Raw genomic sequence first — 22,689 nt, 5'->3', positions numbered from 1 at the left:
TCGGTCGCTGCTAGTCATCTGCAGGTATTTTGCCGCGAACGGCCGGTTTCTGTGACCCGCGCCCGAAAGCGGCCTGGCCGAAATCGGCCAAAATCTCCAAAACCCGAGGACGTCCAGTTCGCATCATCTCGGTGGTGCGCGTCCGCGCTCTTTGAGCGTCAGGTCCGCTTTTCGCGTCGCAGCTCAGTTCCCCCCGAGCATTGCCAATCTTGTTTCAAGATCGACAATTCTTCTGTCGCGCTCGGCTAGCAGGGCATCGACTTCGTCGGCGTCGAGCTTGCGAGGGATATGCTGCGGACAATTGGGATCCCATGCCGCGATCTTGAACAGCAGGACACGTTCCGGAACGGCGGCGTAATCGGCAGGCATGACCGCTTCGGTCAGTGCGGCGTCGCCTTCCACCATCCACGCGTCGCCCCAAATCTTGATCCGGCGGCGGTTGGCATAGTCCATCAGGAATATGAAGGCCTTACTGTTCTCGGCAAGGTTGCCCTGAGAGATGAACTGGCGATTGCCCCGGAAATCAGCCATTGCAAGGATCCGGTCGTCGAGAGGCTTCAAGAATCCGCGCGGACCGCCGCGGTGCTGAATGTATGGGTGGCCGTCCGCGTTCACGGTTGCGATGTAGAAGCTGTTGCGCTGCGCGATGAACTCGGCAAGCTGCGGCGTTATCCGGTCGTTCCAGCCGCCACGCGCCTCCATTTTTGCATAGGCTTCGCGCGAACCGTTCTTGGCCTGAAATTCCTTCACTTTCGCCGTGAAGGCGATGTCGCTGGTCGGGCGTGCGGTATCCATAAGGTTTCGCTCCTGTAAGTGGCCCGGCGCCCGTCGCAGGATATGCATGGGCGGGCACCGGGCAATTTGTCAGAAAGTCACGAGGCCATAGCCCTGGTCGAGATAGGTCGACACATCGAGTATTCCCGGTGTGCCGGGGATGGCTTTTTCATAATCCAGTTTGAGCCCGGTCTTTCGTGCATCCTCGGTGGCACCGAACACGTCGGCGCAGCCGCCGCAAACGCCGGCGATCAGGTCGCTCACCGAACCATAAAGTGCGTGCGCCGGATGGTCGGGCTTGACCAGTTCGGCGGGCCAGCGCGTCCCCGCGCCCTGGAAAATGATCGCAACCTCTTGCTGCTTTTCCTTGAGCTCATATGCGAGGAAGAGCGCATTGAAGAGGCGGCCGAGCGCCTCGTCGGTGCCCGTTTTAGGGTCGACATAGATGATGATAGCGGTCTTGGTCATGTAAAACTCCTGTCGAGATATATTTATTACCGAACGATCGGTAAAACCGCTGCTAGAGACTCGACAGGAGCTCGTCAAGATATTAAACCGATCATTCGGTAAATATGAAAGATGTGAGCGATGGCACGTAGAGCACTGGTCGAAGATAATGAATTGTTGGCGCGGCTGGGCACGACCTTTCGAGACGTCGGATATGAAGGAGCGTCGCTTGCGCTCCTGTCGGAATCGACCGGCTTGAAGAAGGCGAGCCTCTATCATCGCTTTCCGGGAGGCAAGGAAGAGATGGGCGCCGAGGTGCTTGCCGAAGCCGGGCGCTGGCTTAGCGAACATGTCATCGTCCCCCTGGCCGGACCTGGGTCTCCGCGCGAGCGCCTTCAGTCCATGACGCGAGAACTCGACCAATTTTATGATGGCGGCCGAAAATCCTGTCTCCTCAACATGCTCTCGGCACCCATCGGCACGAGCGGGACGTTCGGCAGCGCGATCCGCGTGCTGTTCGAGGCATTTATCGACGCATTGGCCAAAGTGGCCATAGAAGCAGGCGCTGAGAAGCATGAGGCCCGAGCGAGGGCCGAACGGGTGGTGGCGTTGATCCAGGGAAGTCTCGTTCTTGCCCGCGGCCTCGGGACGGCGGCGCCGTTTCGCCGGCTGATCACGGACCTTGCCGATGACTTGCTGGGCACCGCCGAGCCCGCGACCTGAAGCCTAAGATCCGGATCGCGGCATGGACCTTCAACCGCCCTTGGGCGGCAGGTGCCCCGTTTTCACATAGAGCAGACATCCGGCGCGGCTGAACGGATTATGCTCCGATCCGTGCGGGCTGCGGATCCAGCTGCCCGCCGGATAGATTCCATTCTCGTCCTCGAAAACACCCTCAAGGACCAGGATTTCCTCGCCGCCCCAGTGACGATGCGTGCGAAATGCCGTTCCCGGACGCCAGCGTACCAACGCCGCTTGCTCGCCTCCGAACTGGTGCAAGGGTACGACCTCGAGCCCATCGAGAAGCCCGGGTCTGAACAACAGGTCGGTGGGGCGCAGCACCTTGTGTTCGTCATCGCCTGGCGCGAACTGGCGTAGCTTCACAAAAATAGTGCACCCCTGTTCGCTGAACGGCGCATGGTGCGACCCGGGCGGATTGCGGACATAGGTGCCGGCGGGATAATCGCCATGTTCGTCCGAAAAGACGCCGTCGAGAACGAGAAATTCTTCGCCGCCATCATGCTCGTGGGCGGAGAACCGACTGCCCGCAGCATAGCGTACCACGCTCGTCGCGTGCGCCGCTTCGTCGCCGACGCGGTCGAGCATACGCCGTTCGACTCCGGGCATGGGGGATTGAACCCAGCCTGGCTCGTCGGCGGCAAGGACGATGCGCTCATCGAAATCGGCGTTGATGCGAAGGAGGTCCATCGGGATCAGCTCCGCCCGGCCATCACGCCGCCATCGACATCATGGACGGCCCCGGTCGTCCAGCCTGCGCGGTCGGAGAGCAGGAACTCAATATGGTGCGCGACGTCGGTCGCACGGCCGACACGGCCGATAGGGTGGAACGCATCGAATCCTGTAGCCAGTGTCTCCTCGATCTGGTGGGGAGCGATAAAAGCGCCGTAGATCGGCGTCACCACCACGGCTGGAGCCACGGCATTGACGCGGATACGATGTTCGGCAAGCTCGACGGCGAGCTGCCTTGTCAGCGCGTGGAGGCCAGCCTTCGCCATCGAATAGGCCGAGGACGGCGTAGCCCTCACGGCCTGATGCGCCCACATCGAACCGATATTCACGATCGCGCCGCCGCCATGACGCGCCATGTTGCGCGCAACCGCCTGGGTCAGGAAAAAGGTCGCGCGGTTCAGGCGGTGATAACGGTCGTAGTCGTCATGGTCGTGATCGAGAAACGGCTTGGGGAAAAATGTTCCGGCGGCGTTGACGAGCTGATCAATATGACGGGGTTCCTTCTCCAGCTGAAGTTGGAAATCGGAAACCGACGCTTCGTCGAGAAGGTCGACGCGGTGGGTCTCGATGCGCTCGGCGCCGGCTGCGGACAAGGCGCAGGCGACGTCGACGAGTTTGTCGTCGTCGCGTCCGACAATGGCGAGCGTGCGATGTTGGGCGGCGAGCAGCTTTGCAGTTGCGAGACCGATCCCTGAAGAGCCGCCGATGATGAGAGAAAGCTTGCGGGGCATTGAACGATCCTTTTGGTCAATGGGAGAGGCGCCGCAAACGGCGCGGGCACCGCGCAGTCAGCGCCGTGCCCGCATGCGGTATTTTTCGACCGTAATTTCCTCGTCGATCGCCGCGCGGATGCGCGCCGCCGCCTCGCCGCGCACCTTGGTCTTGGTGGCGCGATAGGCCGCGACATCGACACGGCTGAGCGCGTCCGCGGCGGCGCGAACGGCACCTTCGAGTTCGCCCGCAGCGACGACATGGTCGATATAGCCGGCACGGCTTGCTTCGCTCGGCGCGAGCATCTCACCGGTAATGACACGTTGGAAATAGGGCGGCGACAGCGTGGCGCGCGCCAATTCGACGGCAAAGCCGGGCAGGGTCAGGCCGATCGCGACTTCGTTGAGTCCGATCTGGTAGGGGCCGTCGGCCGCGACCACCAGATCCGAGGCCAACAACAGGAATGCGCCCATAGGATAGGCGTGACCTGTGCAGGCCGTCACGAGCGGGATCGGGGAGGTGAACAGCGACAGCGCCAATTCGGCACCCAGATGCACCATTTCGTGGATCTCGTCAGGATCGCTGCGAGCGAAAACCTGCAGGTCGAAGCCCGCCGAGAAAATGCCGTCGCGGCCCCTGATGATCATGGCCGCAGCGTCGGCCTCGGCGAGCGCGACCGCGGCGGCAAGCGACCGCAGCACCGCAGGCCCCATCGCGTTGCGCGTGCCATCGTCAAGCGTGATTACCGCGATGGAATCTCCAAGCTCATACTGTACCGCCTGCTGCATTGTTGCCGTCCTTTTGTTGCTGGTCGACTAGAGTTCGAGCTGGGAAAGGCTTGGGTTACCGATCGGACGAGCACCCGACGGCCAGTGGAAAAGCCGGTCGGATTCGCGGATCGGCAAATCATTGATGCTGGCGATGCGGCGCCGCATCAGCCCGTCGGCGCCGAATTCCCAATTCTCATTGCCATAGGAACGGAACCAGGCGCCCGACGCGTCGTGCCATTCATAGGCGAAGCGGACCGCAATGCGGCCCGCTTCGAACGCCCAAATCTCCTTGATCAAGCGATAGTCCAGCTCGCGCGCCCATTTGCGGCGCAGAAAGGCGATGATCGCCTCGCGTCCGCGGAGGAACTCCGAGCGGTTGCGCCAGATGCTGTCCGGCGAATAGGCCAGTGCGATCTGTTCGGGGTTCTGACCGTTCCACGCGTCCTCGGCCGCCCGAACTTTCGCGATTGCGCTCTCGCGCGTGAATTGGAAGGCAGTCGTCTCGGTCATGACCATTTTCCTGGCTGGGCGGGCGGCGGACCCTATCGGGAAACCGCCCGCCCGAGGGTGGCTCAGTGGACGGCGGCAGCCCGGATTGCGGCGACCGTCGTATCGGTGTCCGCGACATGGCTGGCGATCATGCGGAAATTGGCGAGCGCGGCGGCGTAGCCGTCGAGACCCGGAAGCTGCGCCGCTGCAGTGGCGTCGGACACCACCATGACCTCGAAGCCCTGCTCGACAAGCTCACGCATGTGCGATTCGGTGCACAGATTGGCTGACATGCCAGCGAGAATGACCTTGCTAACGCCGCGCTTGCGAAGCTGGAGGACAAGATCGTTGGTCTCAGGCCCGAAAACCTTGTGCGGACTGGTGACCACCGTATGCCCGTCTTCGATGTAGGGCTTGTACTGAGCCAGCCAATCGGCGCCCGATCCCTCGAAAGCCGCGGTGGTTAGCGGCCCCTTGCGGTCGAACATGCCGATCTTATGCATCAAGGCCTCAAGCGCGCCCTCGAAGCGCCAGCCATGGTCGTGCGGATAATAATAATGCGGGGAGACGAACACCGGCACGCCGCTGGCTTTGGCCGCGGCGAACAAGCGGTCGATATGACCGATCGTTCCGTTCGCTTCGACATTTTTGCCGACGACGCCCCAAGCCACACCCGCGGGACTTAGAAAATCGTTCTGGGGGTCGGTGACGACCAGCGCCGTCGCGCCGGCGACAATGGTGAATCCCGGATCGGGCAGGCCGTCGGCGTGGGCAGGTGCAGTCGCAGGAAGCGCGGCGGTCAGCGCCGCGGCCCCAATCAGAAATGCGCGTCCGAGTCGTCGCGGAATGCGAGAGATCATTTGGAAAAATCCTTTCAAAGCTTGGCATTGCACCAGCGAACGGGTACAAGGTTTACCGATCGGTACATGCTACCTGTACCGATCGGTAAACCCTGTCAAGCGATGGCTTGGGGATGGCTTGGTTGCGAAGAGGCAACGCCTTGTTTGGGCGACCAAAAAAGTACGGCGCCCGGTGCGGCCTGTGAACGGAGCGAATGGAATGCGACCGACGAAACGCGACGAACTGGTCGAAAAAGCGACAGATGCCTTCTACCGCCACGGCTTCCAGGCGACCGGAATGGACCGCCTCGTCGCCGAAACCGGCGTCTCGAAGACGTCGATCTACAAGCATTTCCGGACCAAGGAGGATCTGATTGTCGCGACGCTACAGTTGCGCGACGCCCATATTCGCGGCTGGCTATTCCGGCGGATCGAGGAGCTGGCTTCCGATCCACGCGATCAACTGGTCGCGATCTTCGACGCGTTGGACGAATGGTTCCACGAACCCGGTTTCCAGGGCTGCATGTTCGCCAAAGCGAGTTCGGAATATCAGGACGCCAAACACCCGATCAATCGCGAGGCAAGCGATCATGTCGTGCGCCTTTCCGATCATTTTTCGGCGATTGCGGCGCGCGCAGGCTTGCGCGACCCCGACGCGATCGGACGGCAACTCGCCTTGCTCAAGGAGGGGGCGGTCGCATTGGCGACAATGGTCCACGACCGGCGCCCCGCCCGCGAAGCAAAGGCAATCGCAATCCAGCTTCTCGCCGCAGCCGCGACGGAGAGTTCCGGCTAGCGGGCGGCGAGATCGCCCAGAAATTCGCGAATGCGCTTCGCATTGACGCCGAAGTCGCTGATCCCGACCCGGCTCACCGATCGCATGTCCACAATGCTTTGCGTGCCGTCGGCGCTTGGCCGGACGCGCACGACCACATCGTCCTTGAATCGGATATATGAAGTGCTGGCGGTCGCTTCGAGCGCGCCGGCAGTGACATCATAGCGCGCGATGTCCCAGCCGCGTGCGGCCGCGAGCTTGCGGGCATCAGACAAGACATCACCGGCGGGACGCGGGATCGTGACCGGCTGGATGTCGGGATAGCCGGCGGCGTGGATGCGACGCCATGCGGCGAGGCTGCCTGTCCCGGCGAGATTGTCGGGACGCAGCGGCAAGCTCCGGAACTGCGGCGGCTCCGCGAGATCGGTCGTCACATCGTGGATCGGCGGCATATCGCGTGCGACGAGGGGCCGCGAGGCGATAAACAGAACGAAGGGCAGTGCAACCAGCAGGGCCGCAGAGGCGGCGCGGCGACTTGCTGACGGCTGTCGCCATGCCAACAGCAACGCGGCAAGCGCCGCAACGGCGGCCGCGAGCGCGAGCGCGGCGCCGGCGAGCAGCGAGAGAAAGCCGGGCATTTTCGCAATCAGATCGTAGCGCGCCAGCGTCAGACCGGTCGCGGCGATGAGCAGCGATGCGGCGGCAAGCGCCAGCGAAAACCGGCCGATCCGATTCGCCCATTTCGATCTCGCCACGGTCCATTCCTCCCCGAATTGCGGCCTCGCGCCGTCAAACGCCGATTTCCATGCCAGCCCTGGCGCCTCGACGCCAATTAAATGACGGGTGATTGTAACCGGCGCCGTCCCGGGGGCGAATAGGATATCAGCAACTGCCGGGAGCAGCCTGCGTGCGAACGGCCAAACTGACTGCCGCCCGTACGTTCCAAATGGGTCATTCGAAGCCCTCGCATCCGGCAGCCGTCACCCCCAGGGGAGCCCTGGGTCGCCGCGGATGCTGGCAGACATTTGCAGCGTAGCCGGTCCCATCCCCCCTGCCGGTCGCCGCGCCCCGCGACGTCTCCCGTCCACCGTCCGGGATATGACTGCCAGCATCCAAGCCGCGCGACCCGCGCTTGGGGTGCGGGCAAGAATCTTTGGCCTCCCGTGTAAGATATCGCTGTGCGCCGCGACCAAGGCATGTGACGAGGAAATGAAGGCAAGGGGCGGCAATCGGAATGACAATAAGGATAGTCCTCGCAGGTGGTGGTCATGCCCATCTTGCGGTGCTCGCCGACTGGATCGGTGCGCCGCCCGAGGGCACCGAGCGCTGGCTCGTGACGTCGCATCGCCAGACGGCTTATTCGGGCATGCTCCCCGGCTGGATCGCCGGGGATTACCCAGCAGAGGCGCTGACGATCGATCTTGAACCGCTCGCGCGGCTGGCCGGTGCGCGGCTGGTGATCGCCGACGTCGTCGGTCTCGATCCCGAACAGCATCTCCTCGATCTTTCGACCGGAGTGCGCCTCGGCTTCGATCTGCTGTCGCTTGCCACCGGCGGCGAAAGCGATGTTTCGCATCTGGCGGCGCTTGGTGATCGCCTGCTGCCGGTCCGTCCCGTCCTGCCTTTCATGGCCCGTTGGGAAGCCTTTGTGGCGGGACGACAAGGGCGCACGCTGACGCGCGTCGCGGTGGTTGGCGGCGGCGCCGCGGGGGTCGAACTTGCGCTCGCCGCCGAACGGTCGCTGCGCCGCCAGATCGGCGGAACGACCAAAGTGATATTGGTTGCGCCGCGCGACGCTTTGCTTGCCGGCCACAGCGAGGCGGTCCGCCGCCGGGCAGGCGACGTCCTTCGCGCTCGCGATATTGCTCTCCATGAGGGGCATGCGGCAGGCGCGCCCGACGGCCTGATGCTGCCCGACGGGACGATGTTGGCTTGCGACGCGGTCATTGCGGCGACCGGAAGCCGCCCCTCCGACTGGATCACCGATACCGGGCTCGCGGTGCGCGAGGGCGGATTTGTCGCGGTCGGTTCGGACCTGCGTAGCGTGTCGCACCCCGACATCTTCGCGGCGGGCGACATTGTTTCGCGAAGTGACCGCCGCGTCGAGCGCTCGGGGGTCCATGCGGTGAAGGCCGGCCCGGTGATCGCCGCCAATTTGAAAGCGGCGCTTGCCGGTACGCCGATGCACGACTATATCCCCCGGCGTCGAACGCTTTACCTGCTGGCAACCGGCGACAGGCGCGCCATCCTGTCATGGGGAAAACTGACCGCCGGCGGACATCTGGTCTGGCGGCTCAAGGACTGGATCGACCGCCGCTTCGTCGAACGCTACGCCGGGTTCGGGCAGTTTCGCTCATGAAGGGGGTGGCGGCTTTGCTTCAACATATGATCACGCGCCCCGTGATCGCCAATGCCCTGCGCGTGTCCGCCGTCGTCGGCACCATCCTCAATGCCATCAACCAGGGCTCTGCGATCTGGACTGGCGTCGGCATCGATTGGCCGCGTCTTGCGCTCAACTATGCGGTGCCGTTCCTCGTCGCCAGTTACAGTGCGGCGCGCATTTGCCAGGCGATGGAGGGCTGAATGAGGCGCCCGCCGCAACCGCGTCCATCGTCAACGCCGATCGATCCGGCGTTTGTTGCGCGCGTGCGCGGCGACCTGCTTCGCTTCGCGCGTCTCCAGCTCGGCAGCGACGACGAGGCCGAGGATGCCGTACAGGAAGCACTCGCCGCGGCGCTGCGCAACGGTGATCAATTTCGCGGCGAGGCGGCGCTCAAGACCTGGGTAATCGCGATCCTGAAGAACAAGATCGCGGACCTCTTGCGCCAGCGCCGACGCCGGCCGCTCGGGGCAAGCGAGATGGCAGCCGAAGCGGATGGCGGCGCGCTGCCGGCGCTGTTCGACGAGCGCGGCATGTGGCGCGAGGCGGCGCGGCCCGCAGCATGGGAAGATCCCGAGGCGGGGCTGCACAGCGACCAGTTCCTCGCCATCTTCGACGCCTGCCTCAATCGCCTGCCGGCCCAGCAGGGGCAGGTTTTCATGATGCGCGAGGTGGTCGAACTTGCCACCGACGAAATTTGCGACGAGCTCGGGCTCACCAGCGGGAATATCCATGTCATCCTGCACCGCGCGCGGCTCGCGCTGCGCGCCTGTCTGCAGCATCACTGGTTTGCGGAGGAAGTGCGATGATGCTCAATTGCCACGATACGACATTCCTGATGTCGCAGCGCCGCGAGCGCGATCTCAGCTTTTCGGAGCGCATGAAGCTGCGGCTGCACGCGGGCATGTGCCGCCACTGCGCCAATTTCGAACGGCAGCTCCCGCTCCTTGGCGAGGCCGCGAAACGCCTCGCGGCGCAAGAGGATGATCATGGTGTGTAAGCATTGCCCGTCTCGTGCGACCAATCTCGCCAAAGGCCTCCCGCCGGAAGGAAGATCATGAACAAGCGTTTCGTCCTGCTGCTGCTGCTCGTGCTGGCGCTTGCCGCATGGGTGCATTTCGACCTCGGCGACTGGCTGACGCTCGAAGCCCTGAAATCGCAGCAGGCGGCGATCGACGGCTATTTTAGCGCCAACCCGCTGCTCGTGGCGGGGCTATTCTTTCTTGTCTATGTCGTGCTGACCGCGCTTTCGGTCCCCGGCGCGGCGATATTGACGCTCGCCGCAGGGGCGATCTTCGGTCTCTATTGGGGGACGCTGATCGTCTCCTTTGCCTCGACGATCGGCGCGACGTTCGCGTTTCTCGCCTCGCGCTATCTGTTCCGCGACGCCGTCCAAGCCCGCTTCGGCGATCGGCTACGGCGCGTCAATGAGGGCATCGCCCGCGACGGCGCCTTCTATCTGTTCTCGCTGCGGCTCGTGCCGGTCTTTCCTTTCTTCGCGGTCAATCTGCTGATGGGGCTGACGCCGATCCGCACCGTCACCTATTTCTGGGTCAGCCAGCTCGGCATGTTCCTCGGGACCATCATCTATGTGAATGCAGGCACCCAGCTCGCGCGCATCGATGCGCTGTCCGACATCGCCTCGCCGGGCCTGCTCGCTTCTTTCGCCGCGCTCGGCCTGCTGCCCTGGATCGGCAAGTGGATCATGGCGACGATCAAGCGTCGCCGCATATATGCGCGCTTCAAACGCCCGCGCCGCTTCGATCGCAATCTCGTCGTGATCGGCGCCGGCGCGGCGGGACTGGTCTCCTCCTATATCGCGGCGACGGTGAAGGCGAAGGTGACGCTCGTCGAGGCGTCAAAAATGGGCGGCGATTGCCTCAACTATGGCTGCGTGCCGTCGAAGGCGCTAATCAAGTCGGCGCGCATTGCCGAGCAGATGCGGCATGCGGACCGTTACGGACTTGTGTCGGCGTCGCCGCAGATCCGTTTCCGCTCGGTGATGCAGCGCATCCACGACATCATCGCAGCGATCGAGCCGCACGACAGCGTGGAGCGCTATACCGAGCTTGGGGTCGACGTGGTGCAAGGCTATGCCCGGATCGTCGATCCCTGGACGGTTGAAATCGCGCGCAATGACGGCGAAATCCAGCGGCTCACGACGCGGGCGATCGTCATCGCAGCGGGGGCGGAGCCGGTCGTCCCCGATCTGCCTGGGCTCGCCGATTCAGGATATCTGACCAGCGATACGCTGTGGGAGGAATTTGCGGCGCGCGACACCATGCCGCAGCGGATCATCATCCTGGGCGGCGGGCCGATCGGCTCGGAGCTCTCGCAGGCTTTCGCGCGGCTCGGTGCCGACGTCTCGCAAGTCGAACGCGGCGCTCGCCTGCTGCCGCGCGAGGACGAGGAGGTGTCCGAGCTGGCGCGCGATGCGCTCGAAGGCGCCGGCGTCGAGGTCCTGACCGGGCATGAAGCCTTGCGCGTCGAAGGGACCGAGAGCGATCGGCACCTGATCGTTCGCCATGCCGGCGGCGAACGCGCGATCGCATTCGACGCGCTGATCGTCGCGGTCGGGCGCAAGGCACGATTGTCGGGCTATGGGCTCGAGGATCTCGGCATCGAAACGCAGCGCACCGTCGTGACCGATGAATATCTCGCGACCGTTTATCCCAATATCTATGCCGCGGGCGATGTCGCCGGGCCCTATCAGTTCACGCACAGCGCGGCGCACCAGGCCTGGTACGCCAGCGTCAACGCACTGTTCGGCCAGTTCCGGCGCTTCAAGGCCGATTATCGCGTCATCCCATGGACGACCTTCATCGACCCCGAAGTCGCTCGCGTCGGGCTCAGCGAGGCCGAGGCGATCGAACGGGGCGTTGCGGTCGAGGTCACGCGCTACCCGCTCCACGAACTCGACCGTGCGATCGCGGACTCGGCGACCACGGGCTTCGTCAAGGTCCTGACCCCGCCGGGCAAGGACCGGATCCTCGGGGTCACGATCGTTGGCGAACATGCCGGCGAACTGCTCGCCGAATATGTGCTCGCCATGAAGCATGGTCTGGGCCTCGGAAAGATTCTCGGGACCATCCACACCTATCCGACGATGGCCGAGGCGAACAAATATGCCGCGGGCGAGTGGAAGCGGGCGCATGCCCCCCAGCGCCTCCTCAAGCTGGTCGGGCGCTATCACGACTGGCGGCGCGGATGAGGCGTGACGGGAAATTGTCGCAGCGGTGTAACCGTGCGGCAAAAGGCTTCGAACCTGTAAGGATGCGCGGCCTGTTTTTCCTTTTGCTGATCCTGTTTGCAGGCGTGACCGCCACGGTGATGCCCGCGAGCGGTTTTGATGCCATATCCAGCGCGCGATGCTGTGAAAGCGGCTGCCCTCTGCCTGACGGCTGTGAGCAAGCCTCGATGGCGTGCAAGCGCGCCTGTTCGGCCGCGGTTCTCCCCGCAAACCCACAACCGGACGCGCCGGCGCCACTCGCCTTCACCGAACGTCATGCGGGGGTTCGCTTGAACTCCTTGACGCGAAATCCACCCGTTCCCCCGCCGCGCGGCTTCGCGATATCCGACTTCAACAAATCGATATCAGGAGAATTGACATGAAATTTGCTGCAAAACTTCTCGCCATCACGGCGCTGCTGTCTTCGGGAACCGCCTATGCGGCGGCTCCCGCGGCCGTGGTCCAGGCTTGCTGCGCGCTTGCCGCGTGCTGCGGTTTGCCGTGCTGCTAAGACGCTAGGCGGGCGGGGGCCGGCTATCCGGCCCCCGCCCAAGCGCGCGAAGGCGCGCGCTCAATTCTGAAAAGAAGGACGACCGATGAAAGCCCAATCGCTGCTCTTGCTCCGGATCGGAACCGGATTGCTGCTCGTCGTGTGGGGCATGATCCGCCTCGCCAGCCCCGACAAGGGCGCGGGCGTCAGCGTCAAATATTATGCCGGGCTTGGCGCCAGCGATACGATCCAGCTCGTCTGGGGCGCGATCCTGCTGGTCGTCGGATTGCTCACAATTCTCGGGCTGTTCCGCCGCTTCGCCTATACAGCGCAAGCGGTCATTCTGGTGACGGGGGCGCTGTCGATATGGAAATATCTGCTCGACCCCCTCGGTCTCTGGCTCCTCGATCGTGAGAGCAGCCAGGTCCTTTTCTTTCCCTCCCTCGCGGTCGCCGGCGCGACCCTCGTGCTGCTCGCTTTTCGCGACGAAGACCGGATTGCGCTCGATCGCATGCTGGCGCGGCGCGGCTAGCGGGCGCGTTCGAGCATCGCCACAATCTCGTCCTCGCGCGTCGCGGCGCTTGCCGCGACGCGCAGCGAGCCTTTGTAAATGTGGAGCATGCCATAGCGCTTCGCGCCGATCCGTTTCCAATCGGCATCGGCCGTCTTTTCGCTGATGCTAAAGAAGAGGGTGTCGCGGTACCGTTCGCGCTGCAGCAGCCCCGACAGGACGGGGCCGCGCACGCGGCATGGCAGGCACCAGGGCGCATAGGTTTCGACGACGATGGTTCGTCCTTCGCGTTGCGCCTCGGTGAATCGGACCGCGTCGAAGGCCGTGGGGCTTGCGGAAGCCGCGCTCACGGCGCCCGGGGTTGCGGCGAGCAGAATTCCAAGCGCGGGCCAGATGGGCGCCATATACGCATCTCCTTCGTCATCAATACGCCCGGGACCGCGCGCCGGTTACAGGACGTCGCCCCAAATCGGCATTGCAGCGACTGTAAGGAATGGCGCCGCACGGCGACCAAGGGGCGAACAATCAGAAAAATGCGCAACGGCGCCTTGTCCATGGAGTGAAACTTGACCCTTTTCCCGCGTCTCACGGCCGGTGCCGCCGCATCGGTTCTTGCAATCGGCTTTGCGCTGCCTGCCGCCGCACAGCAGGCCGGCATCCAGATTGCCGTGGTCGCCGACGACGGGCGCCCATTGGCGGATATCGACGTGCTGGTCGAGAACCCGGGCATCGGCTTGCGCCGCATTGTGCGAAGCGACGCGCAGGGACTGGCGCGGATCGAAGGACTGACCACGGCCGGCGAATATCGCGTGTCGGCGCTGGCAAACGAGCGCTTTGAGTCAGGGGAGCCCGCGCGCCTTTCGTTACGTGCCAATTTTTCGAGCAGCGTGACGTTGCGGCTTGCCCCCGCCGGGACCGCGATCGTCGTCACCGGCAAGCGCGGCATCACCGCGCTCAACAGCGTCAACGCCGAGGTGTCGGCATCGCTCGGCGAAGAGGAGCTTGCCGCGCTGCCGATCGAGGGGCGCGACGTGCTCGGCGCGCTGGTCCGGCTCCCGGGCGTCGTCCCGTCAACCGGCTTCTTCCCCGAAGCGCCGTCGATCTCGATCAACGGCTCGAACGGCCTCGACACCAATTATCTGATCGACGGGCTCGACAATAACGAGAATTTCCTCGGCGGGATCAAGTTTCCGGTGCCGCTCGGCTTCACGCGCGAAGTGACCGTGCTCGCGAACAGCTATTCGGCGGCCTATGGCCGCACCGCCAACGGCATTGTCAACTATACGACGCCATCGGGCACCAATGATTATCATGGCGAAGTCTATGCGCTGGTACGGCCGGGGCGTCCGTTCGATGCCCGCTCGCCCTTTCCGCGCCGCGACCTTTCGGGCAACGCGGTCGGTGAGAGCTTCGAGCGCTATCAGGCCGGTGCGAGCCTTGGCGGACCAATCGCGCGCGACCGCACCTTCTTTTACGCCAATTTCGAATATACGCGCGATCGCAACGTCCAGATCGTCGATGCTCCTGCGCTCGGCACCGTTGCCAATGTGACCGGCAACAACCAATTCTACCTCGGATCGGTGCGGTTCGATCACCGCCTGACCGACGACTGGACGGTTGGGCTGCGCGCCAATGTCGGCCGCGTTACCATCGATCGCCCCGGCGGGGCGCTCGGCGGTGGCAACGTCATCTTTCCGTCGGCGGGGTCGGACCAGGACCGCTTCTCGACCCTGGTTGCGGCGACCGCGAGCTATTCGGGCGATGTCTGGAGCTATGACGGCGCGCTCCAGTTCAGCCGCTTCCGCTGGAATTACGGCAAGCCGAAAGGGCCCGCGGGGCCGCAGGTCGCCATCCGCGATCCGAGCGGGCTTACGGTCGGCGTCGTCGGCCACCCGGGTTTTGTCTTCGACGATGTCGAGGAGAGCTGGCAGACGACGCACCGCTTGCAGCGGCGGCTCGGCAACCATCGCTTGCGTTTCGGCGCGGACCTCATCCATTCCAATTTTTCGCTGCTCGGGGGCGGCAATCCCGACGGCAACTACACCGTCGATCTCACCGCTGCCCAGCTTGCCGGGCTTACAGCGGGTGGACAGGGGCTCGCGCTTTCGGCGGACGATGTCCTCGCGCTCGATCCCGCGGTCGCCAATTATTCGGTCGAGCTCAGACCGCAGTCTTTCGGCACCGGTCAGACCCAAATCGCCTTCTATGTCGAGGATGAGTGGCAATTGTCGCCGCGCCTCACCGCGACCTTTGGCGTGCGCTGGGACTATGACAGCCTGACCGCCAAGGGCGGCGGCGGCGGCGATTATGACAATGTCGCGCCGCGCTTTGCGCTCAACTACCGGCCCGATGCGCGCTCAACATTGCGCTTCGGCGCGGGCATCTTCACCGGCAAACTCTCCTATGCCGTGATTTCGGACGCGCTCCAGCGCAATACAACCTCGGCGGGCTTCCTGACCCAGCTGGGGTCACTGCAGGCGCAAGGCTTGATTCCGGCGGGTACCAATCTGTCCGCATTGACCTTCGACGGTAATCTTGGCGTGTCCCCGCCCTGTGCGACGGTCTCGGCCTGCCCAACCCCCGCGGAGGTTCAGGCGTTGCGCGGGACCGCGACCCTTGGCGAAGCGCGCATCCTCAGCCCGACCGGTTATCGCAGCCCGTGGAGTCTCCAGCTGAGCGGCGGCTATCAATATCAGGCGAACGACACGCTGACCCTGAGCGCCGACGTCATCTATAGCCGCACGCACAATCTCGCCCGGCTCCGCGACCTCAACGCGCCCGCGCCCTTCACGCCCAATCTCGCCAATCTGACCGACGCCAATATCGCGTTGCTGCGGGCGCAGGCTGACAATGCGGCGCGGTTCGCGCTCGCCGAGGCGCTCGGTCTTGTTCGCTCGCAGGCGACCGCCGACGCGACCCGTCCCGTGGCGCTCGTGCCTGGCGGGACGCGCCAAATCACCGTGTCGGAAACGGCGGGCGAGTCCGAATATAAGGCGCTGATCCTGCAGCTCGCCAAGGCACGCGGCAGCGATGCCTACGCGTTCCGCTTATCTTATACTTTGTCGAAGCTCAGCAACGATACCGACGACATCAACTTCCGGGCCTCCAATTCGAATGACTTCTCGGCCGAATGGGGACCGTCGGCCAACGACCGCCGCCACGTCATTTCGGCGGTTGGCTATCTTTATCCGCTTGAGGGTCTGACATTGAGCGTCGCCGGTCTTTTCCAGTCCGGCCAGCCGGTGAACCTCGTCCCCGACGCGCGGATCTTCGGGACGCAGGATCTCAACGGCGACGGCGCCTCGTTCGGCGAGAATTTTGTCGGCAACTCGGACCGCTATCCCGGCGCCGCGCGCAATTCGGCGCGCTTGCCCTGGTCGGCGACGGTCGATGTCGGGGTTCGCTATGCGGTCCCGGCCTTTGACGGCCGGATCGAACTCAGCGCCGATGTCTTCAACCTGTTCAACGCCAACAATGAATCGGGCTTTGCGAATGCCGCGACAACGTCCAATCAGGTGCAGTTCGGAGGCGGGGCACCATTCGTGCAGCGCAATGCCGGGCCGCCGCGCCAGTTCCAGTTCGGCGCGGCATGGAAATTCTAGGGGAGGAATAGGCGGATGGCGTGGCTCGCAAACCTGCAGGGACTTGTCGGCCTGACGGCGATCCTGCTGCTGGCCTGGCTCCTCTCCGAGGATCGCCGCGCCCGGCCCGGTTGGCGCTGGATCGGCGGCGCGCTGCTGCTCCAGCTCGCCATCGCCTTCGCGGTGACCCACATCCCCTTCGTCTGGACCCTTGTCGGTTTTGCCAATGGCGCGGTGGCGGCGATCGAGAAAGCGACGCTCGTCGGGTCTAGCTATATGTTCGGCTATACCGGCGGCGCCCCGATTCCGTTCCTGCTCAAGCCCGGCGCCGAGCCGCCGGTCGTGATCGCCTTCCAGATCCTGCCACTGATCATCGTCTTTTCGGCGATCTCGGCGTTGCTCTGGCACTGGGGCGTGCTGCGCGCGCTGGTTCGCGGGCTGTCATGGGCGCTGCGCAAGACGCTTGGGGTCAGCGGGGTCGTCGGCCTTGGCGGAGGCGCCACCATCTTCCTCGGCGTCGTCGAATCGCCGCTTGTGCTGCGCGCCTGGTTCGACCGGATGAGCCGCGCCGAACTGTTCATGATCATGGTGATGATCATGGCGACGATCTCGGGCGCGATCCTCATCCTGTATGCGACAACCCTGGCGAAGACGGTGCCGAACGCGGTCGGCCACATGATCGTCGCGTCCCTCATTTCGCTTCCCGCCGCGGTGCTGGTCGCGCGGATCATGGTGCCGGGCGACGGATCGCCGGGCGCCGATGCCGCCGAGCCCGACCTTGCCTACGAGAGCAGCATGGACGCGGTCATCCGCGGCACGATGGAGGGCGTTCAGCTCGTCCTCGCGGTGATCGGTATCATCATCGTCGTTTTCGCGCTCGTCAATCTTGCCGACCAGCTGCTCGCGCTGCTGCCGCCCGCCAATGGGGCGCCGCTGACGCTCCAGCGCCTGTTCGGCTGGCTGTTTGCGCCAGTAATGTGGGCGATCGGCGTTCCCTGGGATCAGGCGCCTGCTGCGGGCGGGCTGATGGGGACCAAGGCGATTCTCAACGAATATGTGGCCTATCTCGGCCTTGCCGCCATGCCCGCGGGAACGCTCGATCCGCGCAGCCTGCTGATCACAACCTACGCGCTTAGCGGGGTCGCCAATCTCGCGAGCGTCGGCCTCCTGGTATCGACCGTCGCGACATTGGCGCCGGCCCGCCGCCGCGATGTCGCCGAGCTCGGGATGAAAAGCTGGGTCGCAGGCAATATGGCATCGGCGATGACCGGGGCGGTCATCGGCCTCGTGACCTGGGCGTAAAGCGATGTTCGATGCGCGTCTTCGTCCCCTGATCGATCCGCCGCTGAATGCGGCGGGACGCCGGCTCGCCGCCTGGGGGATTGGCGCCGATGCGGTGACCCTTGCCGGCATGTTCGCGGGACTCGCGGCCGCGGCGGCCATCGCCGACGGCCTTTACGCGGCAGGGCTCGCGCTTATTCTCCTCAATCGCCTGCTCGACGGGCTCGATGGCGCGGTCGCGCGCGCGACAGGGTTGACTGATTTCGGCGGCTATCTCGATATCGTCGCCGATTTCGTCTTCTATGTCGCGGTCCCGGTAGGGTTTGCGGTGGCGACGCCGCACAACAGCTTCGCTGCCTTGCTGCTGGTCGCGGCCTTCGCGCTCACCGGTACAAGCTTTCTTGCCTATGCGACGCTCGCCGCGAAACGCGGCGTCGAGACTGCGGCGCATGGCCGTAAGAGTTTTTTCTACAGCACCGGCCTCGCTGAGGGGGCGGAGACGATCGCCTGCTTCGTGCTGATGTGCCTGATGCCCCAGCATTTTCTCCCGATCGCCGCAATTTACGCCGCGCTTTGCCTGATCACTGTCGTTCAGCGATCGGTGACCGCCTGGCGCATGTTTCGTTAGGAAAATAGCATGTCCATATTTCCCTCGCTCCCGGACGACGCCCAGCTCGCCGACGTGTTCCGTCGATTTGCCAAGGGCGTTCCGGCGCTCCTTGCCTATCATGACGATATTTTGCGCGACCGCTCGCCGCTGACGGTCGCGACGCGCGAACTGATCGCGGCCTATGTGTCGGGACTCAACGCGTGTACCTATTGCCATGGCTCGCACGTGCTCGCCGCCGAAGCTTTCGGCATCGACCCGGCATTGCTCGAAAGCCTGCTGCACGATGTCGAGGCCGCCGCGATCGATCCGGCGCTCAAGCCGCTCCTCGCCTTTGTCGCCAAGCTCACCCGCGAGCCTGCCAAGATCGGAGCTCGCGACGCAGCAGCGGTTTATGCCGCGGGCTGGAGCGAGGATGCGTTGTTTGCAGCGATCAGCGTCTGCGCGCTGTTCAATTTCATGAACCGCATCGTCGAGGGCGCGGGCGTCCGTATCGACCCGCTCGCCGAGGGCAAGGCCGAGCGCGCGGCGCGCGTGGCGCGACTGGCGCAGGGCGAAATCGCGTCCGGCGCCCATGCGGCGGAACGCAGCTATTCATTACTGGCCGAGAAATGGGGGCTGGAGTCGGGGCCGGCATAGCACGCCGCGCCGGTGCGCTGCACTCGCCGCCCGGTCTTATTGCAAACGGCGGGGCGCGGCGGGCCGCGCCCACAACAGCCCAAGCACGGCGGCGGCGGCAACCATGACGATCACCGCGGCATTGACGCCCGCGATTGTCAATTCACTGCCATCGCTGTGTCGCATCGAACCGCCATAGGTCGGGCCAAGCACAAAGGCGGCGAGAAAGCCCAGCACTACGATCAGCCCCAGCGCCGCTGCACTGCGAATGTCGGCGCGCCGCCAGGCGAGCCACAGGCAGACGAGGGCAATCATGCTGTTGGTGCCGAGCTGCCAGACTTCATGAAGGCGCGCATGGCCGGGCCACATGGGGTTGAAGACATGGGTGGCGTTGATTTCGAGCAACGGCACGACAAGGCCGAAAGTTGCGACCGACAGGCTGAGCGCGATCTTCTTTAGCATGGAATATCCTCTCTTCGGTCGGGTTTATTTGCACGCGGGTCGGCTTTTGATGCGCCGAAACGCCCGCACCGGACTGGCCGGCGAGACATTTCGCCAAGAAACCCCACCGCCGCTGAATGCGACCCGGCGGCGATGGGGTTCCGCCGGCGTTACGGCTCATTCGCACGGCTTTGGGGGCTGTTTGCGAACGGGCCGATGCCGGAAGGCAGACGACCCGACTCAGGCAGGCGGCGTCCAGGCGCGGCCCGCGAAGGCGGGGTCGACTTCGGTGTGGAAGATGTGGTTGCTGTAGTTTGAGATGATCTTCGCGCTCAGCGCGAGGATGATGCCGAGGATGTGGGTTTCCTCATATCCCGCAGCGAGAAACGCCTCGGCTTCGGCCGGCGACGGAGTGCCGCGGCTTTCGGTCATCGTGGCGGCAAAACGGCGAAGCGTCTCGAGCTTTGCGTCGGCGATCGGCTGATCGGCGCGGATTGCGTCGGTCACCTCGGTCGGCACCTTCGACATGGCGTCGGCGACAAAGCTGTGTGCGGCGACGCAATAATGGCACTCGTTGACGCGGCTGATCGCCAGCAGCACGATTTCCTGCTCGACGGGGGTAAACCCGCCTTCGCTGCGGAACTTGCCGTAGGCGAAATTATAGCTTTCGAGCAAAGCGGGAAGATTCGCCATCGCGGCGTACATGTTAGGGTCAGGACTTCTGTGGTTGCCGCCCGTGATGCAAGAGGGTTTCTGACCTTTTGAACTGGTGATCGAGTGCGGTCTTCTGTCAGGCCTAGATTGCGGCGCTTTCAGGGACCGCTGGCCGGTATGGTGATCCGCGGATCAGGTCCAAATCTCATTGGCGAGCTCGATTTGCTCAGAGTCCTGAACTGGTTTTCCTGATCCAGATCTGTTCGATCATTCTGCCCATTCGGGTCGTCGCCTTCTCACACCCCTTCCATCCAGCCTGTCTGGGGAGCCTGGTATCAGGCAGCCATGACCGGCATCGGATTCTTGTAGTCTTCGTTCTTTGTCAGCATGGCCCAAATCTGGCGCGCCATCTTGTTGGCTAGTGCGATGGCGACCAACATGCGCGGCTTACGGGCCATCATGCGCGCCAGCCATGAGCTTTCCGGGATCGCCTTGCGTCCCATCCAGTTCAATCGCGACATGGCACCAATGATCAGCATCTGCCTGATATCGGCCTGGCCGGCCTTGGTGACCCGCCCGAGCCGTTCCTTGCCGCCTGATGAAAACTGGCGCGGTACCAATCCAAGCCACGCCGCAAAGTCACGGCCGTTGCGAAAGCTCGTCATGTCAGGCGCGAAGGTCTCCACTGCCATTGCCACCAAGGGGCCGACGCCAGGCATGGTCTGCAATCGCTTCGACACCGGCGTGGCGGCTGCGAGTTCCTTGATCCTTGCGGTCTTCGCATCAATCCAGCCGCTGAGCACAGCAAGCTGCTCGAGCATCGCGAGGCACTCCTCGCGCATCAATGCCGGTAGGTCGCTGTTGGGCGCCTCCAGGATCGCGCGGATGCGACCGACGTGCCGGATGCCCTGAGGGATAACGTGCCCGAACTCATACAAAGCTGCCCGCAAGGCGTTCACCGTCTCGGTCCGCTGACGCACAAGGCGCTGGCGTGATCGATACAGGATCGCAGCGCTCTGCTGAGCCTCGCTCTTGGGTTCAACAAAGCGCATCTCGGGCCGCTGGGCCGCCACCACAATCGCCTCGGCATCGGCTGCGTCGTTCTTCTGGCGCTTCACAAATGGGCGCACGTAGCGAGGCGCGATCAGTCTGACTTCGTGACCAAATCCGCTCAGCACACGCGCCCAGTAATGAGCGCTACCGCAAGCCTCCATTACGACCGCGGCGGCTGGCTGTTGGGCCATGAAAGTGGGAAAAGCCTGCCGCGACAGTTTGCGTTGAAACCGCATCTCGCCGTTCATCGACGCCCCGTGAACCTGGAAAACAGACTTTGCCAGATCCACACCAATCATCGTATCGATACTCATGGTTGCCGTCCTCTCCGTTCGTAGCTTGAACCCAAACTACGCTGGCACATCTTGATGCCGTCAGGGAGGGCGGCAACCACCCCATCTCATTGATCAGAGCCAGAAGATGACGGTTGCGGCGAGAGCCACGGCAGAGAAGGAGGCCTTCGGGCACCGATTGTAGCGCGTCGCGACCCGCCTCCAGTCCTTCAGGCGGCCGAACAAGATCTCGATGCGGTTGCGGCGTTTGTAGCGGCGCTTGTCATATTTGACGGTTTTGTTCCGTATTTTCCGGCCCGGGATGCAGGGCGTGATACCCTTCTCCTGCAGGGCGTCGCGGAACCAGTCGGCATCATAGCCTCGGTCGGCCAGCATCCATTGCGCGTTGGGCAGACTGTCGAGCAAAGCGGCCGCGCCAGTGTAGTCGCTGACCGGTCCGGCGGTCAGGAAGAAGCTGATTGGACGACCATTCGCATCACTCACGGCATGAAGCTTGGTGTTCATGCCGCCTTTCGTCCGGCCGATCAGGCGTCCTGGACCCCCTTTTTTACCCGCAGGCTCGACGCCGTGCGGTGCGCTTTAAGATAGGTCGCGTCGATCATGATCGTTTTGCGCTCGGGAGCCTGAGGTGTCGCCAGGCCTTCCATTATGCGGATGAAGATGCCTTTGTCGCTCCACCGCTTCCAGCGATTGTAGAGCGTCTTCGCCGGGCCGTATTCCCTCGGCGCATCGCGCCACCTCAGCCCATTGCGGTTGACGAAGATGATCCCGCTCAAAACGCGCCGATCATCAACGCGCTCGCGGCCATGGCTCTTGGGAAAATAGGGCTGAAGCCGAGCCATCTGCTCGTCCGTCAGCCAGAATAAATCGCTCAAATTCAGGCTCCTTCGCAGCCGCCTGAATCACAGCCATCACCGCAAATCAATGGGTCCTGACCCTAAGAGCCAGCCTCGCGAATACACGTGAATATTGTCGCTGTCATATGCGTCGGACCGCCGTCTGGAGGCTTCGCCGTTGTGTTCCCAGACCTTTCGGCAGCCCGAGCGCACGGCCACGGCCACGGCTACGCATCGCATCGCGTATAAAATATATGCGCCGCGCATATAGACAAAGCTGCACACTATGATTATATGCGTCGCGCATACTTATTTCGCCTCTCCCAGGAACGCGGTCTTTCGTTAGCGTCCGCGCTCGTGGTGTAATTTCCGGTGTAGGCGATGGTGTATTCCGGGGTGGGGCATGCCCCACCCCGGAATGCGGCGTCGCTGGTGGCCAC

The 22,689-nt window shown here is 63.8% G+C and carries 26 protein-coding genes; 13 read left to right on the top strand and 13 right to left on the bottom strand.

Going from position 1 to position 22,689, the window contains the following annotated elements; translation table 11 throughout:
* Positions 1 to 183 precede the first annotated feature (183 nt).
* Together ATE71_RS20430 and ATE71_RS20425 are read right to left on the bottom strand one after the other, a co-directional pair.
* A complete protein-coding gene (locus ATE71_RS20430) occupies positions 184 to 843 on the bottom strand; it encodes a pyridoxamine 5'-phosphate oxidase family protein (RefSeq protein WP_235588094.1) in 660 nt (219 codons plus the stop codon).
* 21 nt (positions 844 to 864) lie between these two features.
* The gene (locus ATE71_RS20425) at positions 865 to 1,242 is read right to left on the bottom strand and encodes a DsrE family protein (RefSeq protein WP_058805168.1); all 378 of its coding nucleotides are present in this window, start codon (positions 1,240 to 1,242) and stop codon (positions 865 to 867) included.
* 156 nt (positions 1,243 to 1,398) lie between these two features.
* Between ATE71_RS20425 and ATE71_RS20420 the strand changes: the two genes are divergently transcribed.
* Positions 1,399 to 1,944, top strand: a complete 546-nt coding sequence (locus tag ATE71_RS20420; RefSeq protein ID WP_058805167.1) for a TetR/AcrR family transcriptional regulator — start codon at positions 1,399 to 1,401, stop codon at positions 1,942 to 1,944.
* 30 nt (positions 1,945 to 1,974) lie between these two features.
* Here the strand turns inward: ATE71_RS20420 and ATE71_RS20415 are convergent, their stop codons facing one another.
* The 5 genes from ATE71_RS20415 to ATE71_RS20395 form a co-directional block, all read right to left on the bottom strand.
* Positions 1,975 to 2,649: a cupin domain-containing protein gene (locus ATE71_RS20415; protein WP_058805166.1), complete on the bottom strand. Its 675-nt coding sequence runs from the start codon at positions 2,647 to 2,649 to the stop codon at positions 1,975 to 1,977.
* Positions 2,650 to 2,654: 5 nt separating this feature from the next.
* Entirely contained in the window at positions 2,655 to 3,422 is a 768-nt protein-coding gene (locus ATE71_RS20410; protein WP_058805165.1) for an SDR family NAD(P)-dependent oxidoreductase, read from the bottom strand.
* 57 nt (positions 3,423 to 3,479) lie between these two features.
* Positions 3,480 to 4,190 carry a crotonase/enoyl-CoA hydratase family protein gene (locus tag ATE71_RS20405; RefSeq protein ID WP_058805164.1) on the bottom strand — a complete coding sequence of 237 codons (711 nt, stop codon included), beginning with the start codon at positions 4,188 to 4,190 and terminating at the stop codon, positions 3,480 to 3,482.
* A 27-nt stretch (positions 4,191 to 4,217) separates the two neighbouring features.
* Positions 4,218 to 4,682 carry a DUF1348 family protein gene (locus ATE71_RS20400; RefSeq protein ID WP_058805178.1) on the bottom strand — a complete coding sequence of 155 codons (465 nt, stop codon included), beginning with the start codon at positions 4,680 to 4,682 and terminating at the stop codon, positions 4,218 to 4,220.
* Between the two features lie 62 nt (positions 4,683 to 4,744).
* On the bottom strand, positions 4,745 to 5,521 hold the full coding sequence (locus ATE71_RS20395; RefSeq protein WP_082640048.1) for a cysteine hydrolase: 777 nt from the start codon (positions 5,519 to 5,521) through the stop codon (positions 4,745 to 4,747).
* A gap of 199 nt (positions 5,522 to 5,720) precedes the next feature.
* Here ATE71_RS20395 and ATE71_RS20390 point away from each other — a divergent pair, with 199 nt between their 5' ends.
* Positions 5,721 to 6,296 (top strand): TetR/AcrR family transcriptional regulator, encoded by a 576-nt coding sequence (locus ATE71_RS20390; RefSeq protein WP_037515562.1) that lies wholly within the window; start codon positions 5,721 to 5,723, stop codon positions 6,294 to 6,296.
* On the opposite strand, the gene ATE71_RS20385 is transcribed toward ATE71_RS20390, so the two are convergent.
* A complete protein-coding gene (locus ATE71_RS20385; RefSeq protein WP_231732656.1) occupies positions 6,293 to 7,030 on the bottom strand; it encodes a DUF1499 domain-containing protein in 738 nt (245 codons plus the stop codon). The two genes, ATE71_RS20390 and ATE71_RS20385, sit on opposite strands and share 4 nt — an antisense overlap.
* Before the next feature lie 479 nt (positions 7,031 to 7,509).
* Here ATE71_RS20385 and ATE71_RS20380 point away from each other — a divergent pair, with 479 nt between their 5' ends.
* The 7 genes from ATE71_RS20380 (at position 7,510) to ATE71_RS20355 (ending at position 12,906) form a co-directional block, all read left to right on the top strand.
* A complete protein-coding gene (locus tag ATE71_RS20380) occupies positions 7,510 to 8,634 on the top strand; it encodes an FAD-dependent oxidoreductase (RefSeq protein ID WP_082640046.1) in 1,125 nt (374 codons plus the stop codon).
* 26 nt (positions 8,635 to 8,660) lie between these two features.
* Positions 8,661 to 8,858: a nitrate/nitrite transporter NrtS gene (nrtS, locus tag ATE71_RS20375; RefSeq protein WP_197411439.1), complete on the top strand. Its 198-nt coding sequence runs from the start codon at positions 8,661 to 8,663 to the stop codon at positions 8,856 to 8,858.
* A complete protein-coding gene (locus ATE71_RS20370; RefSeq protein ID WP_058537916.1) occupies positions 8,859 to 9,464 on the top strand; it encodes a sigma-70 family RNA polymerase sigma factor in 606 nt (201 codons plus the stop codon).
* Complete coding sequence (locus ATE71_RS20365; protein ID WP_052187565.1) at positions 9,461 to 9,655, top strand: hypothetical protein; 195 nt, start codon at positions 9,461 to 9,463, stop codon at positions 9,653 to 9,655. The genes ATE71_RS20370 and ATE71_RS20365 overlap by 4 nt, the downstream gene beginning before the upstream one ends.
* 57 nt (positions 9,656 to 9,712) lie before the next feature.
* Positions 9,713 to 11,866 carry an FAD-dependent oxidoreductase gene (locus ATE71_RS20360; protein WP_058805163.1) on the top strand — a complete coding sequence of 718 codons (2,154 nt, stop codon included), beginning with the start codon at positions 9,713 to 9,715 and terminating at the stop codon, positions 11,864 to 11,866.
* A 397-nt stretch (positions 11,867 to 12,263) separates the two neighbouring features.
* The gene (locus ATE71_RS23085; RefSeq protein WP_268801439.1) at positions 12,264 to 12,395 is read left to right on the top strand and encodes a hypothetical protein; all 132 of its coding nucleotides are present in this window, start codon (positions 12,264 to 12,266) and stop codon (positions 12,393 to 12,395) included.
* 85 nt (positions 12,396 to 12,480) lie between these two features.
* Positions 12,481 to 12,906 carry a hypothetical protein gene (locus ATE71_RS20355; protein WP_058537914.1) on the top strand — a complete coding sequence of 142 codons (426 nt, stop codon included), beginning with the start codon at positions 12,481 to 12,483 and terminating at the stop codon, positions 12,904 to 12,906.
* Here the strand turns inward: ATE71_RS20355 and ATE71_RS20350 are convergent.
* Positions 12,903 to 13,289 carry a TlpA family protein disulfide reductase gene (locus ATE71_RS20350; protein ID WP_058537913.1) on the bottom strand — a complete coding sequence of 129 codons (387 nt, stop codon included), beginning with the start codon at positions 13,287 to 13,289 and terminating at the stop codon, positions 12,903 to 12,905. The two genes, ATE71_RS20355 and ATE71_RS20350, sit on opposite strands and share 4 nt — an antisense overlap.
* 162 nt (positions 13,290 to 13,451) lie before the next feature.
* Between ATE71_RS20350 and ATE71_RS20345 the strand changes: the two genes are divergently transcribed.
* Genes ATE71_RS20345 through ATE71_RS20330 form a run of 4 tightly spaced genes read left to right on the top strand, consistent with a single transcriptional unit; the run spans position 13,452 to position 18,993 of the window.
* Positions 13,452 to 16,487, top strand: coding sequence for a TonB-dependent receptor (locus ATE71_RS20345; protein ID WP_058537912.1), 3,036 nt, complete (start codon positions 13,452 to 13,454; stop codon positions 16,485 to 16,487).
* Between the two features lie 15 nt (positions 16,488 to 16,502).
* On the top strand, positions 16,503 to 17,768 hold the full coding sequence (locus ATE71_RS20340) for a NupC/NupG family nucleoside CNT transporter (protein ID WP_058537911.1): 1,266 nt from the start codon (positions 16,503 to 16,505) through the stop codon (positions 17,766 to 17,768).
* Positions 17,769 to 17,772: 4 nt separating this feature from the next.
* Complete coding sequence (locus ATE71_RS20335; protein WP_058537910.1) at positions 17,773 to 18,375, top strand: CDP-alcohol phosphatidyltransferase family protein; 603 nt, start codon at positions 17,773 to 17,775, stop codon at positions 18,373 to 18,375.
* Between the two features lie 9 nt (positions 18,376 to 18,384).
* Positions 18,385 to 18,993, top strand: a complete 609-nt coding sequence (locus ATE71_RS20330) for a carboxymuconolactone decarboxylase family protein (RefSeq protein WP_058805162.1) — start codon at positions 18,385 to 18,387, stop codon at positions 18,991 to 18,993.
* 36 nt (positions 18,994 to 19,029) lie between these two features.
* Here ATE71_RS20330 and ATE71_RS20325 read toward each other — a convergent pair whose 3' ends face one another.
* The 4 genes from ATE71_RS20325 to ATE71_RS21915 form a co-directional block, all read right to left on the bottom strand.
* Positions 19,030 to 19,434 carry a hypothetical protein gene (locus ATE71_RS20325; protein WP_058805161.1) on the bottom strand — a complete coding sequence of 135 codons (405 nt, stop codon included), beginning with the start codon at positions 19,432 to 19,434 and terminating at the stop codon, positions 19,030 to 19,032.
* Between the two features lie 219 nt (positions 19,435 to 19,653).
* The gene (locus ATE71_RS20320; RefSeq protein ID WP_235588093.1) at positions 19,654 to 20,106 is read right to left on the bottom strand and encodes a carboxymuconolactone decarboxylase family protein; all 453 of its coding nucleotides are present in this window, start codon (positions 20,104 to 20,106) and stop codon (positions 19,654 to 19,656) included.
* Between the two features lie 296 nt (positions 20,107 to 20,402).
* Positions 20,403 to 21,434, bottom strand: a complete 1,032-nt coding sequence (locus tag ATE71_RS20315) for an IS110 family transposase (RefSeq protein ID WP_058805159.1) — start codon at positions 21,432 to 21,434, stop codon at positions 20,403 to 20,405.
* Positions 21,435 to 21,527: 93 nt separating this feature from the next.
* A protein-coding gene (locus tag ATE71_RS21915; protein ID WP_152998869.1) for an IS5 family transposase occupies positions 21,528 to 22,288 on the bottom strand; the annotation gives its coding sequence in 2 pieces (ribosomal slippage) (positions 21,528 to 21,964 and positions 21,964 to 22,288; 762 coding nt in all).
* Positions 22,289 to 22,689 lie beyond the last annotated feature (401 nt).

The organism is Sphingopyxis sp. H115 (assembly GCF_001468465.1).
In the GTDB taxonomy this organism is placed as follows: Bacteria; Pseudomonadota; Alphaproteobacteria; order Sphingomonadales; family Sphingomonadaceae; genus Sphingopyxis.
This window is presented reverse-complemented; position numbering and strand designations above follow the sequence as displayed.

Bases quoted from the DNA above. Each gene is read 5' to 3' on its own strand.
- ATE71_RS20325 (WP_058805161.1), bottom strand. From the start codon at position 19,434: ATGCTAAAGAAGATCGCGCTCAGCCTGTCGGTCGCAACTTTCGGCCTT.
- ATE71_RS20395 (WP_082640048.1), bottom strand. From the start codon at position 5,521: ATGATCTCTCGCATTCCGCGACGACTCGGACGCGCATTTCTGATTGGG.
- ATE71_RS23085 (WP_268801439.1), top strand. From the start codon at position 12,264: ATGAAATTTGCTGCAAAACTTCTCGCCATCACGGCGCTGCTGTCTTCG.
- ATE71_RS20315 (WP_058805159.1), bottom strand. From the start codon at position 21,434: ATGAGTATCGATACGATGATTGGTGTGGATCTGGCAAAGTCTGTTTTC.
- ATE71_RS20365 (WP_052187565.1), top strand. From the start codon at position 9,461: ATGATGCTCAATTGCCACGATACGACATTCCTGATGTCGCAGCGCCGC.
- ATE71_RS20355 (WP_058537914.1), top strand. From the start codon at position 12,481: ATGAAAGCCCAATCGCTGCTCTTGCTCCGGATCGGAACCGGATTGCTG.
- ATE71_RS20380 (WP_082640046.1), top strand. From the start codon at position 7,510: ATGACAATAAGGATAGTCCTCGCAGGTGGTGGTCATGCCCATCTTGCG.
- ATE71_RS20335 (WP_058537910.1), top strand. From the start codon at position 17,773: ATGTTCGATGCGCGTCTTCGTCCCCTGATCGATCCGCCGCTGAATGCG.
- ATE71_RS20390 (WP_037515562.1), top strand. From the start codon at position 5,721: ATGCGACCGACGAAACGCGACGAACTGGTCGAAAAAGCGACAGATGCC.
- ATE71_RS20350 (WP_058537913.1), bottom strand. From the start codon at position 13,289: ATGGCGCCCATCTGGCCCGCGCTTGGAATTCTGCTCGCCGCAACCCCG.
- ATE71_RS20330 (WP_058805162.1), top strand. From the start codon at position 18,385: ATGTCCATATTTCCCTCGCTCCCGGACGACGCCCAGCTCGCCGACGTG.
- ATE71_RS20400 (WP_058805178.1), bottom strand. From the start codon at position 4,682: ATGACCGAGACGACTGCCTTCCAATTCACGCGCGAGAGCGCAATCGCG.
- ATE71_RS20320 (WP_235588093.1), bottom strand. From the start codon at position 20,106: ATGGCGAATCTTCCCGCTTTGCTCGAAAGCTATAATTTCGCCTACGGC.
- ATE71_RS20405 (WP_058805164.1), bottom strand. From the start codon at position 4,190: ATGCAGCAGGCGGTACAGTATGAGCTTGGAGATTCCATCGCGGTAATC.
- nrtS (WP_197411439.1), top strand. From the start codon at position 8,661: ATGATCACGCGCCCCGTGATCGCCAATGCCCTGCGCGTGTCCGCCGTC.
- ATE71_RS20415 (WP_058805166.1), bottom strand. From the start codon at position 2,649: ATGGACCTCCTTCGCATCAACGCCGATTTCGATGAGCGCATCGTCCTT.
- ATE71_RS20425 (WP_058805168.1), bottom strand. From the start codon at position 1,242: ATGACCAAGACCGCTATCATCATCTATGTCGACCCTAAAACGGGCACC.
- ATE71_RS20360 (WP_058805163.1), top strand. From the start codon at position 9,713: ATGAACAAGCGTTTCGTCCTGCTGCTGCTGCTCGTGCTGGCGCTTGCC.
- ATE71_RS20410 (WP_058805165.1), bottom strand. From the start codon at position 3,422: ATGCCCCGCAAGCTTTCTCTCATCATCGGCGGCTCTTCAGGGATCGGT.
- ATE71_RS20340 (WP_058537911.1), top strand. From the start codon at position 16,503: ATGGCGTGGCTCGCAAACCTGCAGGGACTTGTCGGCCTGACGGCGATC.
- ATE71_RS20430 (WP_235588094.1), bottom strand. From the start codon at position 843: ATGCATATCCTGCGACGGGCGCCGGGCCACTTACAGGAGCGAAACCTT.
- ATE71_RS20370 (WP_058537916.1), top strand. From the start codon at position 8,859: ATGAGGCGCCCGCCGCAACCGCGTCCATCGTCAACGCCGATCGATCCG.